Raw genomic sequence first — 18,605 nt, 5'->3', positions numbered from 1 at the left:
TTACTCAAAATAATTCATGGTTTTAAAACCTCCCTTCTCAAGGTATTGCTGTTCTTGCATAACCTTAATGTCACCTTGCATCATATCTTTAACTAAATCAGCTAAGTCATACTGACATTCCCAACCTAATTTTTCTTTGGCCTTAGACGCATCTCCAATTAGCAATTCTACTTCAGTAGGTCTGAAGTAACGTGGATCTACCGCTAAAACCTCTTTTCCTATTTCAACTTGATATTTAGGATTATTACATTTAGTCACGTACGCTTTTTCATCTTCGCCACTACCTTTAAACTCTAGTTCAATACCAACTTCAGCAAAACTCATATGAACGAAATCCCTAATTCTTGTAGTTTTCCCAGTAGCGATTACCCAGTCTTCTGCTTCATCCGCCTGAAGAATCATCCACATCATACGAACATAATCCTTAGCATGTCCCCAATCTCTTTGTGCATCTAAATTTCCTAAATGGAATTTATCTTGTAACCCTAAGGCTATTCTAGAGACTGCTCTAGTAATTTTACGTGTTACAAACGTTTCTCCTCGTATTGGCGATTCGTGATTAAATAAAATACCATTACAAGCATACATATTATAGGCTTCACGATAATTCACAGTTATCCAATACGCATACATCTTAGCAACAGCATAAGGCGATCTTGGGTAAAAAGGTGTTGTTTCAGATTGAGGTACTTCTTGAACCTTACCATACAATTCTGACGTTGAAGCCTGATAAATTCTGGTTTTATTTTCTAAACCTAATAATCGTACAGCATCCAAAATTCTTAAGGTACCTAAACCATCTGCATTACCAGTATACTCAGGAATTTCAAAAGAAACTGCAACATGACTCATAGCCGCTAGGTTGTAAATTTCATCAGGTTGAATTTCTTTTATCAACCGGATAAGGTTAGTACTATCCGTCATATCACCATAATGCAAGTAGAAATTTTGATGATCTACATGTGGATCTTGATATAAATGATCTATTCTGTCTGTATTAAACAATGAAGAACGACGTTTAAGTCCGTGGACTTCATACCCTTTCTTTAATAAAAACTCACTTAAATAGGCACCATCTTGCCCTGTAACTCCTGTAATAAATGCAACTTTACTCATTAATAACTTTGTATATAAATGTTTAAATGCTCAAGCTAATTGTAATACAAATTTAAAAAAATAAGAAGACTTAAATAATCTACACAATTTTTAAAATTATAATGTATTCAAAAAAACTTCAACCAAATAATATATTCTTTAATTTACTTAACTAAAAACCAAGAATTCAACAATTCCTTCCTATTGTATAACATATCCTCCTTAGTGCTCCAATCTATTACTTGAAAACCTGCATGCTCACAAATAGCTTGTCCTGCAGCTGTATCCCATTCCATTGTAGGCGCAAATCTTGGATAACAGTCTGCTTTTCCTTCAGCTACCATACACAATTTAAGAGAACTTCCTTTTGATATTAAATTTACTTCGCCATGCGCGTTACGCATATCATTAACATACGCTTCTGTCTCTGGCGACATATGAGACCTACTAGCAACAACTGTAAACGTTTTATCGTCGCGTTCTAAAGGTAATTTTTCTCCTTCGTTCATTAAAACGTCTACATTGTAATCATCGAGATTAACTTTAACTTTAAAAGCACCCATGTCTCTGGTAGAAAAATACAAATCCCCTAAAACAGGTACATAAATAACACCTATTACCGTTTTCTGATTTTCAATTAAAGCTATATTAACAGTAAACTCGCCATTCCGTTTTATAAACTCCTTAGTTCCATCAATAGGATCTACGATCCATAATTGACTCCAATCTTTTCGGTCCTCATATGGTATTGATTTTCCTTCTTCAGATAATACTGGAATATCAGTAGTTCTCAAATGAGACATTATAACTTTATGTGACGCTAAATCTGCTTTGGTTAATGGCGAATTATCGCCTTTCATTTCTACTTCAAAATCATTAGAATGATAAATTTCTAAAATTTCTTTACCAGCTTCGAGGGCTGCTTCAATTGCAATCTTTAAATTGTTGTCCATTTAAAATAATTATATAATCATTCCTGCTCCAATGGTCTCATTGGTTTGTTCGTCAATTATAATAATACTTCCAGTTTGTCTGTTTCTTTTATAAGCATCATAGAACATAGGTTTAGCTGTTCTTATAGATAAACGAGCGATATCATTCATTTCAACACTAGTAATATCTTCTATGCGATGTAAGGTGTTGATATCTATTTTATACTTTAATTCTTTTACCATACCAATAGATTCATTGGTCGTATGCTTTATAACTACTTTAGTACGTGCTTGAATTGGTTTAGAACTCATCCAAGTTACTAAAACTTCTAAATCTTGTCCGATTTCAGGAACATTATTTTCTCTAACAATCATATCACCACGACTGTTATCAATCTCATCTTCTAATGTCATGGTTACTGACATTGGCGCAAATGCTTCTGATATTTGCTCGCCATTAAGTTCTATTGTTTTTATAGTAGACACAAAACCTGATGGTAAAGACTTCACTTTATCTCCTGGTTTAAAAACACCACCATCTATACGACCAGCAAAACCTCTATAGTCTTGATTTTCTAATGTATGAGGACGAATTACGGATTGAATAGGAAAACGACAATCTACTAAGTTATGATCACTTGAGATATGAACAGTTTCTAAATGGTACATTAATGTACTACCTTGATACCAATCCATGTTTTCAGAACGATTAACAACGTTGTCGCCATTTAATGCAGAAATAGGAATAAACTGAATATCATTAATTCCTAATTTTGAAGAAAACGCATTAAAGTCAGACACAATACCATTGTAAACGTCTTCACTATAATCTACTAAATCCATTTTATTTACACATACTATGGCATGAGGAATTCGCAAAAGAGATGCAATAAATGCGTGACGATGTGTTTGCTCTAACATTCCTTTTCTAGCATCAATAAGTATAATGGCTAAATTTGCCGTAGATGCTCCAGTAACCATGTTTCTTGTATACTGAATATGTCCTGGTGTATCTGCAATAATAAATTTACGTTTTGGAGTAGCAAAATAACGGTAAGCCACATCAATAGTAATACCTTGTTCACGTTCAGATTTTAAACCATCGGTAAGCAATGATAAATCTACATAATCAAATCCTTTAGATTTACTAGACTCTTCTACAGCTTCTAATTGATCTTGAAAAATTGATTTACTATCGTATAACAAGCGTCCTATTAAAGTACTTTTTCCATCATCTACACTTCCTGCCGTTGTGAAACGCAATAATTCTATATCTTGATAATCCATTTATTTATTTTTTTGCTATTTGCTATCTCGCTTTAGCGCATTTACTATATTCTAATATCTCTTTTATTCTTGAAAATCGTATTTTAAAAATAACCTTGTTTTTTACGATCTTCCATTGCCGTTTCTGCACGTTTATCATCAGCTCTACCACCTCGTTCTGTTGTTCTAGTCGTAGCAATCTCCTCGATAATTTTCTCTAAATCATCTGCTTCAGATTCAACAGCACCTGTAATTGGCATATCTCCACACGTTCGGTAACGAATTGTCATATTCACAACCTCTTCATTTTCCTTCAGCTTTATAAATTCTGAATTTGCCAAAATCACACCATCTCTTACAACACAATCGCGCTGATGAGAAAAATAAAGTGATGGCAAATCAATATTTTCTAATTTAATATATTCCCAAACATCCATTTCTGTCCAATTAGAAATTGGAAACACTCTAAAATGTTCGCCGTAATTTTTTCGGCCATTAAAGAGATTCCAAAGTTCTGGTCTTTGATTTTTTGGGTCCCATTGCCCAAACTCATCTCTATGCGAAAAGAAACGCTCTTTTGCTCTGGCTTTTTCTTCATCACGTCTTGCGCCACCCATTGCTGCATCTACCTTATATTCTTCTAAAGTATCCAACAAGGAAACAATTTGAAGTGAATTACGCGACGCATCTGCACCTGTCTCTTCTTTCGCTCTACCTTTATCAATAGCTTCTTGTACTGAACCAACAATAAGTTTAACACCTAACTTTTCTACTAAAGCATCTCTAAATGCAATAGTCTCTGGAAAATTATGACCTGTATCAATATGAATTAATGGAAATGGAATTTTTGCTGGGTAAAATGCCTTCTTTGCTAAATGTGTTAGCAAAATAGAATCTTTACCTCCTGAAAAGAGTAAAACCGGATTCTCAAATTGAGCCGCAATTTCTCTAATAACAAAAATGGCCTCTGACTCTAACTCTTTTAAATGATTAATTACGTAATTACTCATATTCCTTATTTTAATTTTTGTATTATAAAGTCTAAGATAATTTCAACCGATTCTTCAATTGACTGATTATCTGTTACTATTTCTAAATCTGGATGCAATGGTGCTTCGTATGGTGCCGAAATACCTGTCATGTTTTTAATTTCGCCTGCTCTCGCTTTTTTATACAAGCCTTTAACATCTCTACGTTCACATTCTTCTAGAGAAGTATTGACATATATTTCAATGAAATTTTCTACGCCTACAATCGTTTTTATATTCTCTCTATCTTGAATATATGGCGACACAAAAGCGGCTAAAGTTACTACGCCTGCTTCAACCATAAGATTCCCAACTTCAGCTATTCGTCTTATATTCTCTGTTCTATCCTCTGGCGCAAATGTAAGGTCTTTATTTATACCTTGTCTTATATTATCGCCATCCAATGTAAAAGTTGATATCCCTTTTTTGTGAAGTTGTAATTCTACCAAATTTGCCAAAGTAGACTTTCCTGAACCCGATAAACCAGTGAACCACAATAACATTGAGTTATGATTGTTCAATTTTACGCGATCAGCTTTTGAAACCGTGAAGTTATGTTTTACAGTATTAGAACTCATTATTACTTATTGATTATTTAGTTTTTCTAACTGCTTTCTTTTATTTCGTTTGTCCAACCCAAAATTAATACGATACCATAATTTTTCGTGACCAAAATACAACAGCATTTTAGTAATTACCTCTGCTCCTCCGATTTTTAATCCTGTTAGAGGGTTACCAGTAATTACCCACCCTAATATAATAGTATCAATTGTACCAACACCTCGCCATGAAAACGTTTTTAATATATGTCTCTTGTTCGATGATTTTATAGTAGACTTAAACCAAACCCTTTCGTGGATGTAATACAATACCATTTTAGTCAAGAGTTCACAAGCTCCCATTAAAACCCCTACACTTAAATCGCTAGAAATAAACCATGATAGCAGAAGTGTATCTAAAGTACCGATTAGACGCCAAGTGATCGTCTTAGCTAAATGCCTTTTACTAAATCTCAAAATTTAAAAACTTTAAACAACAAGAAACAACAAACTATTTGAGAAGAATACAAGCTGAACGTTCTGTTAAAATTATTACTCAATTACTTAACATTTTAGTAGTGTGCACATTGAATCTAGCATTAACTAAGATTTTACTTCATTAAACATAAACAGCTTATATGTCGGTTTATTTTGGCAAATATAAATAATAAGATTTTGACTTTATCATAGTTCGTTATAATTATAGCAATAAATACTTTATTTTAAATTTTAAGATTAAATCATTATTAAATCAATAAAATTCACTCAATAATTACAAGATTTGTAATATAATCACAAGAACATCATCACTATTCTAAAAAAATTAACATTTTATACGAAAAGACCTACGTAAACAATACCTTTCACCTAAGAAATCGCGCTCTGAAATTTTTTAATTCGCAAAATTTGTTATATTTGCGCCATCTAAAATCCCCAAAAACACTTACCTATCAAGAGGATACCCAAGTGTTTTAATGATTTAATTAAAATAAATTATGAAAAAAACTTACTTTTTTTTATTGGCTTTATCCATATTTTCACTTGGATTTAGTCAAACCATTGTTACTGTAGATCGTGCAAACATTGTAGGCCCTACAGACACTGGAAATGATCCTTCGATTTCTTCAACAGGATTTACAAGAGGCTCTGGAGTTAACTTGGCCTCTACTAGCACAAATTTCACGACAAGCCAGTGGGATGCGACAACACAAGCACAAGCTGAAATAAATAATGATTTTATTGAATGGTCCGCAATTGCAAGTGCTGACAATGAAATTGAATTAACAGAAATTGATTTAAGATTACGAAAAAATGCTAATGGCCCAGCCAACTGGCAAATATTCTACAGTTTAGATAATTTTGCAACTGCAGGTATAGCATTAACAACGGTTCAAACTACATCATCTACGTTTACCAACTTTAACTTAGGAAGTTTAAGTGTTCCAACAGGAGCAGGTGGTACTATTACCTTCAGATTATATGCATGGAATGCACCAACAACTGGTGGCTGGATTAGAATTGGCGGAAGAGGCGCATGGTCGCAATACGGAATTGCTTCACCTGGTTTTAGATTACAAGGTAATATCAATTCTACAACCCTTAACAGTACAAACTCTGATATTATTGCAACAAGCTATAATCCAACGGATAATATAGATTATGCATCTTATAGTGCTTCTTCAGGATTAACCATATCAAACTCTATTAAAGTTGGAGAATTTTCTATTAGAGATGGAGGTGCTTCACTTGTAGATACTGATTTGTTAGCAACAGTTTTAACTGATTTAGAATTTGGAATCTCTAACAGCGATGTTATTTCTACTTTAGCTTTATTTGACGGAACGTTAAATGTTGCTGAAGTTTCTGTGGTAGATGAAACTGCAACTTTCACAGGAGTTACAGGGCTAAGTGCATTAGATAACAGTTCTAAAACATTTGATGTTTATGCTACCTTTAACACAGCTGTATCAGATAATACTCAATTTCAATTAACTGTAAACTCTGCATCTGCTAATGTAGCTGTTGGATCTAGTTTTGAAGATTTCAATGCAGGTGGTGCGCAAACACCGATTGCAGGTGATGACAATAGAATAGAAGTAATTGCAAATGCTGTTGTTTTTGGTCAACAACCAACGGACACAAATCAATTTGAAATTATGACACCATTTCCTACAGTTTTAACTGTTGATAGTAATGGTAATTTAGACGAAGATTATAATGGCACTGTAACTATTTTAGCTGCAGGATCTATGAACCCTTCATCAATTAGTTACTCTGTGATTAATGGTTTAGCAACTTTAAACACCGTTACATTTACAGAAAAAGAAACAGTTACCACAATTGCTGCATTAATTGGTGGCGTTGGTTTCGCAACTAGTAACGCATTTGATGTTAATGGGCCTTTAATTTCTATTGCACAACAAGATTTCGATGGTAGCACACCAGAATGGACATATTCTACTAGTATCCCTAGTTTTGATAATGGTTGGGGCACAAGTTATTTTGGTGTTATAGATAGCGCTGTTGCATCACCTTTAGATAATGCTTCTTTTTCAAACAATATATTTGGAGAAAACGATTTAAACAACACCTCTGGAGGTACATCTGGCTATGTCACAATAACCTTCGATACTATTGATATTAGCGCATATAATAATGTTTCTTTAAGTTTTGATTGGGACGTTGATGGATACGAAGCTAACGCTGATGATGTTCAATACCGTTTAATATACGATGGAGCTAATGAGCCATTAGTCTTTTTATTTGATGGTAATGGTGTACCTGTATCCGATGAAGGAACGCTTAAAGTTAGTATACCAAACTCAGTGAATACTATTGCACTGCAAGTTCGTGTAAGAAACAACGGTGTAACTGGATATTCTGGTTTTGACAACTTTAAATTAACAAGTGTTTTTGACGGTTTATTATATACAGATAATGGATGGTCACCAAATGCACCATCTAGTTCAACAGGTGCTGATGACGCTTATATATTAGACGGTACTTATACTGCAGGTTCTAATATTCAAATTAATAATTTCTATGTTAATGATGGCGCAACAGCAAGTATTGCTGCAGGTCAATCAATAACAACAAATTCTGGTATTATAAATAATGGTGCGTTAGAACTGAATTCTTCATCGACGTCTTATTCTAGTTTAATTACAGATAATATTCAAGGTGAGGTTACTTATTTTCGTCATGTAAATCAGTTTGCTGACTCAGGCTCTACAACTGGAAAGAATGATTTGGTTTCAGCTCCTGTAACAAATAGTAGCCAAACGTTCTTAGCATTAAGAACAGCTAACACACAAATTCCATCAGGAACAATTGGAGGTGTGCCTTCTTATTTATTTGGTCCTTTTGATAATGACGCTTATGAATATATTAATTATACAGCTTCAGACGATCCATCGTTAATTGAGTCTGGTATTGGATACAGAACAGCGTCTACAGCTGCAACAGGTTCTACTTTTGAATTTGTTGGTAACGTTGAAACAGGATCTAAAAGTGTTGCCATTAACATCGGTGCAATTAGCAGTCAAAATTTAATTGGTAACCCTTACCCTTCTTATATTTTATTATCTGAATTTTTATCAGAAAATGCCTTAGCATTTAATCCAACCAATTATGGTGTATATGGTTATAGAGGCGATGTAATTGACGGATTTATTGTATGGAACCAAGCATACTCCGATGCTAATCCTACTGCAAAAATTGCTCCAGGACAAGGTTTCTTTGTAGCTTCAAAAACAGGAGGTGCAACAATTAACTTTACTCCAGTGATGAGAACCATTGGTACAACTGATGACTTTATTGTTGGAAGATCTGAAACTCAAAACTTAGCTAACGTAAGGTTACAAGTTGAAAAAGAAGGTGCTATTTATGGTACAGATTTATATTTTAATGATGACGCATCATTAAGCATGGATCCTGGCTATGATTCTGAGATGTTTGAATCTACATCACCAGAATTCTCTATCTACTCACACTTAGTGCAAGATAACTTAGGTAAAGATATGGCTGCACAATCGGTGAGCTATTCAGATTTAGATAATGTTACTATTCCTTTAGGAATTAATATTATTCAAGGTGAGCAAGCTACTGTAAGTATTAGTGAAAGCTTTATCCCTGAAAATGTTGAAGTAACATTAGAAGATAACGTAACTAACACGTTTACTAATTTATTAGAAGGTGATTATACATTTACACCGAGTACAACGTTAACAGAAACGGGTCGTTTTTATATTCATTTCAATGCGACTAATGCACTTGGTATAACGGATAATATCTTAAATGGTTTAGAAATTTACGCAATCTCTAAAACGATTGTTGTAAAAGGTCAACTAGAAGAAGATACTACTTTAAATGTATTTGATATACAAGGAAGAATTGTAAATACAACAGCACTAAATTCTCGTAACACAGAAAATAATGTAGATGTATCTAATCTTTCTGCTGGTATCTATGTTGTTCAATTACAAAGCAACATTGGTAACAGAACTCAAAAAGTTATTATTAAATAACCTTAATAAAACACTTATTATTGAAGCGCATCTATTTTAGATGCGCTTTTTTTTGCACATTTTTATAAAAATACTTCCAAATAAGAATATTTAGGAAATTCGCAACAGAAAGAAGTAAAATTCTCATAATTCTTATTTCTCCTTGCTACAATAAGGTGATTACTACATACTTCATAAGTGACCTTACTAAACAATAGGTGTCTAACTATTGATATTAACCGTTTGTTAATATTTAAATATATCATAAAACATCAGTTTTACTATATTTGCCATCCCTCATCCTTACAGACTTAACCACATTTTTAATCAATAAACGATTAACAAACACTGTGCAACGGTTTTGAGTAAAATACTGTAAGATATTTCCATAAAAGGTTATTCTTCTTTTTCCTTAAAACTCGCGTTTTAACAATAATTAAATATTACAATGAGAAATTTTTACGCGTTTTTACTGCTTATTTTAATTGGAAATTTTGGGTTTTCGCAGACAACAATAAGCCAACAAGACTTCGATTCAGGCACGCCAACTTGGACCTATGTATCAAATCCAACTCCGTATAGTACTGGATCAGATGATTGGGATATACTATCAACAAATGCAAATCCATCTGGCACTACTGGTAATTTTTGGGGTATACAAGATATTGATAATGGTAATGGTGGAGGTAATTTTGAGCATACACTGACTTTTACAGCAACAGATGTTACCGCATATGAAAGTGTTAGTATTGAATTCGATTTCTATACTGTAGGTTTTGATAGTACTGATTATTTAGAATATGAAGTTTTCTATGGTGTATCAGGATCTGAAGTAGGTCAAGGAAGAGTATCACTTAATAAAAACACAAATTCTTGGACGACTATTACTGAGAATATTCCAAACACGGCTAACTCCGCTTACATTGTGTTAATCGCGTTTCAAAATGGTGGTAGTGATTATGCTGGGTTGGATAATTTTATAATTAAAGGCACAGCAGTATCGACTAATGATTCAGACACAGAGGTTTATGCAACGACTCCTCAAATTTCAGGAGCAACCATCACAGCTGCAAACACTACAACTGTTGGTAACGCTTTCGAAGTACTAAGTTTTGAAGTAGAGGACCAAGGAAGTGGAGATGCATTACCAACAGATATTACGACAATGCGTTTTGTGCCTGGTGCAAACAACACTGCCGATTGGACAGATTTTATACAAGGTGTTACATTATTAGATGGTAACTTAGTTACACATACTCCAACCGTAACTATAACAGACTCTGAAATTGAATTAGCGTTTAGTTCGCCTATTTCGGTTACAGATAATTCGGCGTTAGAGTTTTCTTTAGGGCTATATCTAAATACTACCAATATCGTTGATGGAAATGTAATACAAATTCAAATTGCTGAACTAGGTAGTTTTGATGCAGAAACATCAGGCTCTAATTTTAGCAACCCATATACGCTAGGTGATGTTATTGGTAATGATTTCATAATAGACGTAGATGCAACCACATTAGCATATGCTGTTCAACCAACAGAAGTTGTAATTAGTACTATAATGGCTCCAAGTGTAGAAATCGCATATGCAGATGTAAATGGAAATATAGACAGCGATTATACAGGTACAGGCTTTGACATTTCTTTAACGACTGATGGCAGTTTTGATGCTACAGCAATAATAACCGCTGAGGCTACAAATGGTATTGCGGTTTTTGATAACTTAATTTTTGACACTTTAGGTACGGGAATTAAATTAACAGCTAGTGACGATAGCACTTTTATTGCAGGCACATATGATTCTGATACATTTAACGTAATAGACTTACCAGCCTCAGGGTGGCAAATTACAGCAGAGAATGTTGAGTTTCTTATTAATTTTGATTCTACAGTTGCTTTTGTTAACGAAGGACAGTTCAGTGGTAACGGTATTAGTGCCTCACCTGCAGCAGGAGAATTAAACTCAAGCGCTTGGGCAACAACAGGCATGTCAGAAGGTGATAGTAATTTTGGAGATACAGAAACTAGTGGGGATTTTTCACGTGGTAATACGTCAGGCGGCGTAACATCAGGTGGTTTTTATGCATTTGAAGTCGCTACCGGAAATTATGGTTTTGGAGCACAACCTACCGCTAGTGATTGGACGCCTGGAGATATTGTATTAAAATCTCAAAACAAAACCACACAAGTCGTAACTAGTATCTTGGTTGAATACACAGTGTATGTATATAACAATGAAGGGAGAAGTACAGCTATTGAATTTTATTACGGTGAAGATGAGAATTTTGGCAGTTATAATTATGTTACAGATTTAGATGTTATTACTCCTATTGGATCAGATTCTAGCCCAACTTGGGTAGCGGAACAAAGAAGCACAACAATTACAGGTTTAAGTATTGCAGATAACGATTTCTTTTATTTAAATTGGGCTGGCTTTGATAATGGAGGCTCTGGAAGTCGAGATGAATTTGCATTAGATGATATTAAAGTGACTTTCAATCCACCAACAATATATACTTACGATGGTGCGGCTTGGTCACCAAGTGATCCCGATGGTGTTTCATTATCTAATGAAGCCATTGTTATTGAAGCTGGTAATCCATCGCTTACTACAAATACAGACATCAACACTGTAGTGATAAATCCTGGTGCTAGTTTAACTATAGATGCTGGTGTAACTTTAACACTGACTACAGATTTAACTTTAGAGTCAACGTCTGCAAGTTATGCAAGTTTAATTTCTGATGGTACTATTACTGGTACTGTAATTTATAAGCGCCATGTGAATACGTTTAATTCAACTACAGGAAGTACTAATGGACAAAACGATCTTATTTCTGCACCTGTAACAAATGCATCGCAAACTTTTGGTGCATTTAGAGCTGCTAATACTAATATACCTTCTGGTACAGTTGGTGGTGGACCAACTACATTTTACTTATTTGGGCCATATGACAACCATGCAGCTTCTAATCCCTATACTTTGTATTCTGACGCAGATGATGCAACAGCAATCACTGCGGGTACTGGTTATAGAACAGCATCTACCGATACGTCTACATTTACTTTTACAGGAGATGTTTTAACAGGTACTGTACCTGTTGCCATCTCACAAGGAACTGATAACGAATGGAACTTAATAGGTAACCCTTACCCTTCATATATTAATAGTGGCGATTTTTTAATATTAAATGCAGCCAATTTAGATCAAGATGCTATTGGTATATATGGCTATGATGGCGATGCAGCAAATGGTTGGACAGTGATTAACTTTAACAATTTAAACACAACAACTGACATAGCTCCAGGTCAAGGGTTTATGGTAGCAGCTGAAGCTGCAAGTGCAACTCTTAATTTCACACCTATTATGAGAACGGTATCTGGAGGCGATGATTTTATTGTTGGTAGAACTGCAGACTCTAATAGTCACTTAAGCTTAAAAATAGAAAACGGAGATGATCAATACAAAACCGATTTTTATTTTAATAATAACTCAACAAGATCTTTAGATCCAGGTTATGATGCTGCTCTATTTAACGGTCAATTATCAGATTTTTATATGTATTCGCATTTAGTTGAAAACAACAACGGAAGAAAAATGACCATACAATCATTAAATGAAATAGACCTTACAGATGTTATTGTACCTTTAGGTGTAAATGCTAATCAATTAGAGCAAATTACCTTTAGTATAGATCAGTCTACTTTACCAAGTACTGTAGAAGTTTACTTAGAAGATAATGTAACCAATACATTTACATTATTAACTGATGGTGATTATACAATTACACCAAACACTAATTTAGATGGTATTGGTCGTTTCTATTTAAGATTTACCAATACAACGTTATCTACTGCTGAAACTACTTTAGATAATATAAACATCTACAGTAACGCAAGTGACAAAACTATTGTAGTTGCAGGTCAATTAACTGAAACAACAACTGCTACTATTTATGACATACAAGGACGTAAAGTAAGTTCTACATTATTACACAGCTCTAAACGATCTCAAGCTATTGATGTTAGTACTTTAAGTATTGGAGTATATGTTGTAGAGCTTGTTAGTGGTACACAAAACAAAACTCAAAAAGTTATTTTGCAATAATTTTTATAACAACTAATAGAATTAAAAACGCACTAAAATTATTTTAGTGCGTTTTTTTTGTACCTTAAAATATTTTCGTAATGATGCATACTGGTCAATAATTAGTTTAAAGTTATTATATTTGCAACTGTCTAAAAATCAGACTAAACTTAATAACTATATAATAATGACAAAAAATTACTCTTATTTTATTCTAATGCTCGTATGTGTATTTTTTATGCCTTCAGCATTCTCGCAACAAGATGTTTTTAGCCGAAGCGAGGTGTCCACAGGAAATTTTGGTGATGGCGAACTTCCTTGGTATTACGCTACTGACAACAATAGTCAAGGTGATCCAGATAGCGGAAACACGACTAGGAATTTTGTGAAGATTGGTCACGACAATAACACAACGATGATCACAAATGGTAGATATTATTTAGTGGCTTCATTGGATTTTCAAGCAAGTATTACCGCAGATAGAACTATAAACAATTCAGGTGGTGGATTATCTGCATCTGGAGGAATTTATAATGCATCTAGTGCAACTCACACTTTTAATACACCAATAGGTATTGATGGGGTAAATGTTCAAATACACGCAAACGACACTGGTGGATTGACTCTTAATGAAACCATTTTCATCAATAGTAATACTGTTGAATTTGGCAATACAGGTACAGGAATTATAACTGTTGGAGGCGCAATGGAAGGTACAGGAAATGTTACTAAAGTTGGTCCTAACACACTCGTTTTATCTGGAGATAACACACATTCTGGTACAACAACTATAAATGATGGTTTATTAATTTTAAGCGGCAACCTAACCAACTCAGACGTTACTGTAAAAGCTGGAGCTACTATAGAAATCGATGGCACATGTGCTGTAAAATCGATCACAGTTGAAGCTGGTGGTAATATTCAAGTAAACTCTGGTGCTACTTTAACATTAACAGATGATCTTACTTTAAATTCAACATCTAACTTATACTCTAGTTTAATATCTGATGGTACAATTACCGGAACAGTAAATTACAAACGTTATGTAAATGGTGCTGCAGGTACAGGTACAACAACTGGTGCAAACGACTTAGTAAGTTCTCCATTATCTGGAAGTACATTTGGTATTTTAAGAAACGATGTAGATACCGATATTTTATCTGGAACAATTGGAGGTGGGACAACAACATTCTATTTATTTGGCCCTTTTGACCCAAATACCAATGAATATTCATTGTATAGTTCAGCAGATGATTCCGAAATATTAGCGGCTGGTAATGGCTACAGAACCGGATCAAATGGCGGTGGAACCTATACCTTCACAGGAAATGCTGAATCTGGCATTGTCACAAAAGGTATAATAGCGCCAGTTGGACCTAATTCTAGTGTATGGAACTTAATAGGAAATCCATATCCTTCATACATTAAATTGAAAGAATTTTTATTAGCAAATAACGGAGAATTTAACTCAGGAAGTGCTGGTGTTTATGGTTACGATGGTACGGCATCTGATGGATGGACTACTTGGAATCTTGCGTATGCTTTTGATCCTGCAAATGACGGTGAGGTTATTGCACCTGGTCAAGGTTTCTTTGTGGCTTCAAAATCTGGAGGAGGAACTGTTACTTTTGATCCTTCACTTAGAACAATAGGTAATAGTGATGACTTTATTGCTGGTAGAAGTACAACAGCAGTAACTAACCTAGAATTAACTTTAAGTAATTCCACTACAGATTTTGTAACAGATATTTATTTTACAGAATATTCTACACAAGGTTTAGATCCTGGATTTGATAGTAGTTTATTTGGTGGAACTGCACCAGACTTTTCAATATATTCAGAATTATTAATGGATAATACAGGTGTACCAATGTCTATACAAGCCTTAGGCGAAACCGACTATGGCGATGTTACTATACCATTAGGTGTTAATGCAGCACAGGCAGAACAAATTACATTTTCAATTTCAGCAAACACCTTACCTAGTACTACAGAAATTTATTTAGATGATACATTAGAAAGTACTAGTACATTATTAACATCTGGAGATTATACAATAACACCTACAGAAGACTTAAATGGTGTAGGCCGTTTTTATTTAAGAACAACAGATAGTACATTATCAATAACTGAGAATGATGGTAATAAGATTACTCTTTTTAATGACAGGTCTGATAAAACTTTAATAGTATCTGGAGTTTTATTTGAAAACACTACTGTAAGTATAATTGATATTCAAGGGCGTGTTGTAAAAACTTCAATACTATCATTACAAAATCAATCACAAAAAATTGATGTTAGCAATTTATCTACAGGAATTTATGTAGTTAAACTAAGTAATAGTATTCAAAACAAAACCCAAAAAGTTATTATCAGTAACTAAACTTTTATCAAACTACTACTCTATTCTTAATATGCCTATAATAGTGAGTATAGAGTGGTGGATTTGTTTGTAAAACCGTAAAGATTACCTAAAGAAAACCATACAATCCATAAAATCGTAAGTAACTTAGAATGTTTTATTTAAGTATACTGCTAAAAACAAGCCTATATATTGCATATTTAGTAGCTGTTACTTGATTTTAAAAGGAATAAAGAAAAATTTTGTAAACCTTTTCGTATTTTACTTTAATAAATAAAATAATTTACTATTTTTGAACTCAAATTTAGGGCAAAAGCCATGAAGAAAAAGAACAACACAGATAAAATTACACGTAAGGAAGCCATTTCAAAAATGGGAAAGTATGCTGCATTAACAGCGGTCGGAACTTTCGTGATATTAAATCCTCTTAAAGCACAAGTAGGTTCAGTACCTGCAGATCCAGGAGGAAACCCTTTCGATTAATATTCACTTTATATTTTGAACAATAGCTTAGCGCCAACTTATCAGAAACTGATTGGTAGGATGTGGGTATTGTGGTATTCAGTATCCAACAGTTATAGTATCGTTGATACTGATTTTAAATTTCTAATAGATTCATATTTAAAAGCATGTTCTAAAATAGAATTTAATTCTATTTTATCTAAAGAAGAACCCAACGTAGATATAGATCAAATTACGAATACCATTGAGCAATATCTAAACAATTGCAACATACCTAAGGTTAAAGATGTAATACGTACATCGACCTTCAATGGTAAAAAGCAAACTATTACAGTTCTCTATAGAATTAACAATAAAATAGTTCAGATTAATTATGACTCTGAACTTGTACAAAAAACCATTCACCCAGCAATTGCGCACTATTCTATAAAAGAAACTCAACTAACTGATATTATTTATGATATTTATTTAGAGGACGATTACTTATTTCTATTTGAAGATCAACAATTAATTACCAGTGTACCTAAGCGCGAGTATCATAAAATTCAAGGTAAATTCACAATGCTTTTACTATGTGCTATTCATGACAAAGTAGAAGATGATTGGATTAGTACATTCCATGGATCAACCTTAACAGATGGCAACTCTTCTATTCTTTTTGCAGGAAACTCAGGGAAAGGCAAGAGCACATTGTGCGCTTTGTTGACAACAAAAGGATTTCATTTATTAGCAGATGATGTTTCGCCAATGCTATATAAAAACCAGGATTTCTACTTTAATCCAGCAGCAATTTCTATTAAGGAAGGTGCTTTTAAAATACTTGAAAAAGACATCCAAGGTTTTGATAACTTACCAATTGTAAAATTTAATAAAGCAAAAGGTAATTTAAAATATCTACCATGTGAGCATCCAAATAAATTGCATTATCCTTGTTTCGCAACCATTTTAGTCAATTATAAGGCGAACACTACAACAGCGGTTAGAAAGGTTACAGTAAAAGAGATGTTAGAAACCTTAATTCCGGATTCATGGATTTCTCCAAACCCTGATTATGCAAAAGCATTTTTGAACTGGTTAGAAAATCTTGAAATTCTTGAATTAACATATAGTGATATAGATTCCGCAGTTCAAGAAATTTCAAATTTGTTTAAATCACAGTATAAATAATTATTATATTCTATCTTAGAAGTGTATTAATCATTTATGGACAACTACGCGAAAACATTTCAATATATTGCTGCAATTCTGAGTTATAAAACTCCGAATACAACCATAGAAGAAACTATCAGTCATCCAAAATTTAATTGGGATTCTATAGTTATCGAAGGCAGTAAATACTTAGTACTCACTACGATTTATTGTAGATTAAAATCACGTGAGCTATTACATCTTCTGCCAGAAGATTTAGTTAACTATTTACAAGAGATTTCATCGATAAATAGAAATAGAAACGCTTCTATTTTAAAACAAGTACACTTTATCTCTAAAGTTTTAAAAGAACACAATATTGATCATGTGTTTTTAAAAGGCACTGCATTACTCGTTAGTGGAAAATATGAAGATATAGCAGAACGCATGATTGGTGACATAGACATATTAGTGGATAATTCACAGACTGAGCAGGCTTTTAATCTTTTAAAATCTAAAGGTTACTCAAAAACATTTGGTTATGCTTACGAGAAAAAAGACTTTCGACATTTAGATCGTTTAATATCTGAAAACGAATTGGCTGCGATTGAAATTCATTCCAATTTATTAAATAAAAACGATCGACATTTAATAGATATTCAATCTGTTTTAAATTCAAAAATAGAAGTTAATCATATTTCAATTCCTTCTTTTCAGGATTTAAGTCTACATCAAATTTTAGGCTGGCAACTCAATGATAAAGGACATTTTTATAACTTTCCAAGCTTTAAAGTATTATATGATGTCATTGTAACTGACTCTCATAAAAACAAGGATCTTATTTCAACCCTTTTCAAATTAAAATACGGACAATCGTTTATCGCTATTGCTCAAATCTACTTTAACGAATTTTCATATATAAAGGCTAATCGATATATGAAATATATTCAATCTTTACATAAGGTAAACATGAAATATAAGCCAATTAGAGTCATTCAAAATATCACTAAATCTACTTATAACTATATTAGAACACGATTAAATCTAATTTTCACTAACAAATACTATTCTAAACATTTATGGAATATGATTTTTTCCAAGAAAATCAATTAAAAATCACACGTAATTAGCAAACCATTTTAACCATAAAACTCTAATAACGAGTTTTCAAAATGAAAATTTTAAGATTTTCCTTAATATT

At 33.2% G+C, this 18,605-nt stretch carries 12 protein-coding genes; 6 read left to right on the top strand and 6 right to left on the bottom strand.

All coding sequences use genetic code 11. The features are described from left to right. The 6 genes from gmd to Q0891_RS04035 all read right to left on the bottom strand — a co-directional run bounded on the left by gmd (window position 1) and on the right by Q0891_RS04035 (window position 5,337). Window positions 1–1,116, bottom strand: a complete 1,116-nt coding sequence (gene gmd / locus Q0891_RS04060) for a GDP-mannose 4,6-dehydratase (RefSeq protein ID WP_299098991.1) — start codon at window positions 1,114–1,116, stop codon at window positions 1–3. A 143-nt stretch (window positions 1,117–1,259) separates the two neighbouring features. Then, window positions 1,260–2,048 (bottom strand): 3'(2'),5'-bisphosphate nucleotidase CysQ, encoded by a 789-nt coding sequence (cysQ, locus tag Q0891_RS04055; protein ID WP_299098989.1) that lies wholly within the window; start codon window positions 2,046–2,048, stop codon window positions 1,260–1,262. A 9-nt stretch (window positions 2,049–2,057) separates the two neighbouring features. Beyond that, window positions 2,058–3,314, bottom strand: a complete 1,257-nt coding sequence (locus Q0891_RS04050) for a GTP-binding protein (RefSeq protein WP_299098987.1) — start codon at window positions 3,312–3,314, stop codon at window positions 2,058–2,060. A gap of 83 nt (window positions 3,315–3,397) precedes the next feature. Next, window positions 3,398–4,303 carry a sulfate adenylyltransferase subunit CysD gene (cysD, locus tag Q0891_RS04045; protein ID WP_299098985.1) on the bottom strand — a complete coding sequence of 302 codons (906 nt, stop codon included), beginning with the start codon at window positions 4,301–4,303 and terminating at the stop codon, window positions 3,398–3,400. Window positions 4,304–4,308: 5 nt separating this feature from the next. After that, window positions 4,309–4,899: an adenylyl-sulfate kinase gene (gene cysC, locus Q0891_RS04040; protein WP_299098983.1), complete on the bottom strand. Its 591-nt coding sequence runs from the start codon at window positions 4,897–4,899 to the stop codon at window positions 4,309–4,311. A gap of 6 nt (window positions 4,900–4,905) precedes the next feature. After that, window positions 4,906–5,337, bottom strand: a complete 432-nt coding sequence (locus Q0891_RS04035; protein WP_299098980.1) for a DUF2061 domain-containing protein — start codon at window positions 5,335–5,337, stop codon at window positions 4,906–4,908. A 518-nt stretch (window positions 5,338–5,855) separates the two neighbouring features. On the opposite strand from Q0891_RS04035, the gene Q0891_RS04030 reads away from it, so the two are divergent. From Q0891_RS04030 to Q0891_RS04005, 6 genes are all read left to right on the top strand, one after another. After that, window positions 5,856–9,386, top strand: coding sequence for a T9SS type A sorting domain-containing protein (locus tag Q0891_RS04030; protein ID WP_299098979.1), 3,531 nt, complete (start codon window positions 5,856–5,858; stop codon window positions 9,384–9,386). 427 nt (window positions 9,387–9,813) lie between these two features. Then, window positions 9,814–13,473, top strand: a complete 3,660-nt coding sequence (locus Q0891_RS04025; protein ID WP_299098977.1) for a T9SS type A sorting domain-containing protein — start codon at window positions 9,814–9,816, stop codon at window positions 13,471–13,473. A 166-nt stretch (window positions 13,474–13,639) separates the two neighbouring features. After that, entirely contained in the window at window positions 13,640–15,835 is a 2,196-nt protein-coding gene (locus Q0891_RS04020) for a T9SS type A sorting domain-containing protein (RefSeq protein ID WP_299098975.1), read from the top strand. A gap of 297 nt (window positions 15,836–16,132) precedes the next feature. After that, complete coding sequence (locus Q0891_RS04015; RefSeq protein WP_299098973.1) at window positions 16,133–16,297, top strand: hypothetical protein; 165 nt, start codon at window positions 16,133–16,135, stop codon at window positions 16,295–16,297. Window positions 16,298–16,312: 15 nt separating this feature from the next. Further along, window positions 16,313–17,443 carry a hypothetical protein gene (locus Q0891_RS04010; protein ID WP_299098971.1) on the top strand — a complete coding sequence of 377 codons (1,131 nt, stop codon included), beginning with the start codon at window positions 16,313–16,315 and terminating at the stop codon, window positions 17,441–17,443. A 36-nt stretch (window positions 17,444–17,479) separates the two neighbouring features. Next, window positions 17,480–18,517 carry a nucleotidyltransferase family protein gene (locus Q0891_RS04005; protein ID WP_299098969.1) on the top strand — a complete coding sequence of 346 codons (1,038 nt, stop codon included), beginning with the start codon at window positions 17,480–17,482 and terminating at the stop codon, window positions 18,515–18,517. Window positions 18,518–18,605 lie beyond the last annotated feature (88 nt).

It is taken from the genome of uncultured Winogradskyella sp. (assembly GCF_947498005.1).
In the GTDB taxonomy this organism is placed as follows: domain Bacteria; phylum Bacteroidota; class Bacteroidia; order Flavobacteriales; family Flavobacteriaceae; genus Winogradskyella.
The sequence above is the reverse complement of the archived record's forward strand: the minus strand, read 5'-3'. Positions and strand labels throughout refer to the sequence as shown.

Bases quoted from the DNA above. Each gene is read 5' to 3' on its own strand.
- gmd (WP_299098991.1), bottom strand. From the start codon at position 1,116: ATGAGTAAAGTTGCATTTATTACAGGAGTTACAGGGCAAGATGGTGCC.
- cysQ (WP_299098989.1), bottom strand. From the start codon at position 2,048: ATGGACAACAATTTAAAGATTGCAATTGAAGCAGCCCTCGAAGCTGGT.
- Q0891_RS04050 (WP_299098987.1), bottom strand. From the start codon at position 3,314: ATGGATTATCAAGATATAGAATTATTGCGTTTCACAACGGCAGGAAGT.
- cysD (WP_299098985.1), bottom strand. From the start codon at position 4,303: ATGAGTAATTACGTAATTAATCATTTAAAAGAGTTAGAGTCAGAGGCC.
- cysC (WP_299098983.1), bottom strand. From the start codon at position 4,899: ATGAGTTCTAATACTGTAAAACATAACTTCACGGTTTCAAAAGCTGAT.
- Q0891_RS04030 (WP_299098979.1), top strand. From the start codon at position 5,856: ATGAAAAAAACTTACTTTTTTTTATTGGCTTTATCCATATTTTCACTT.
- Q0891_RS04025 (WP_299098977.1), top strand. From the start codon at position 9,814: ATGAGAAATTTTTACGCGTTTTTACTGCTTATTTTAATTGGAAATTTT.
- Q0891_RS04020 (WP_299098975.1), top strand. From the start codon at position 13,640: ATGACAAAAAATTACTCTTATTTTATTCTAATGCTCGTATGTGTATTT.
- Q0891_RS04015 (WP_299098973.1), top strand. From the start codon at position 16,133: ATGAAGAAAAAGAACAACACAGATAAAATTACACGTAAGGAAGCCATT.
- Q0891_RS04005 (WP_299098969.1), top strand. From the start codon at position 17,480: ATGGACAACTACGCGAAAACATTTCAATATATTGCTGCAATTCTGAGT.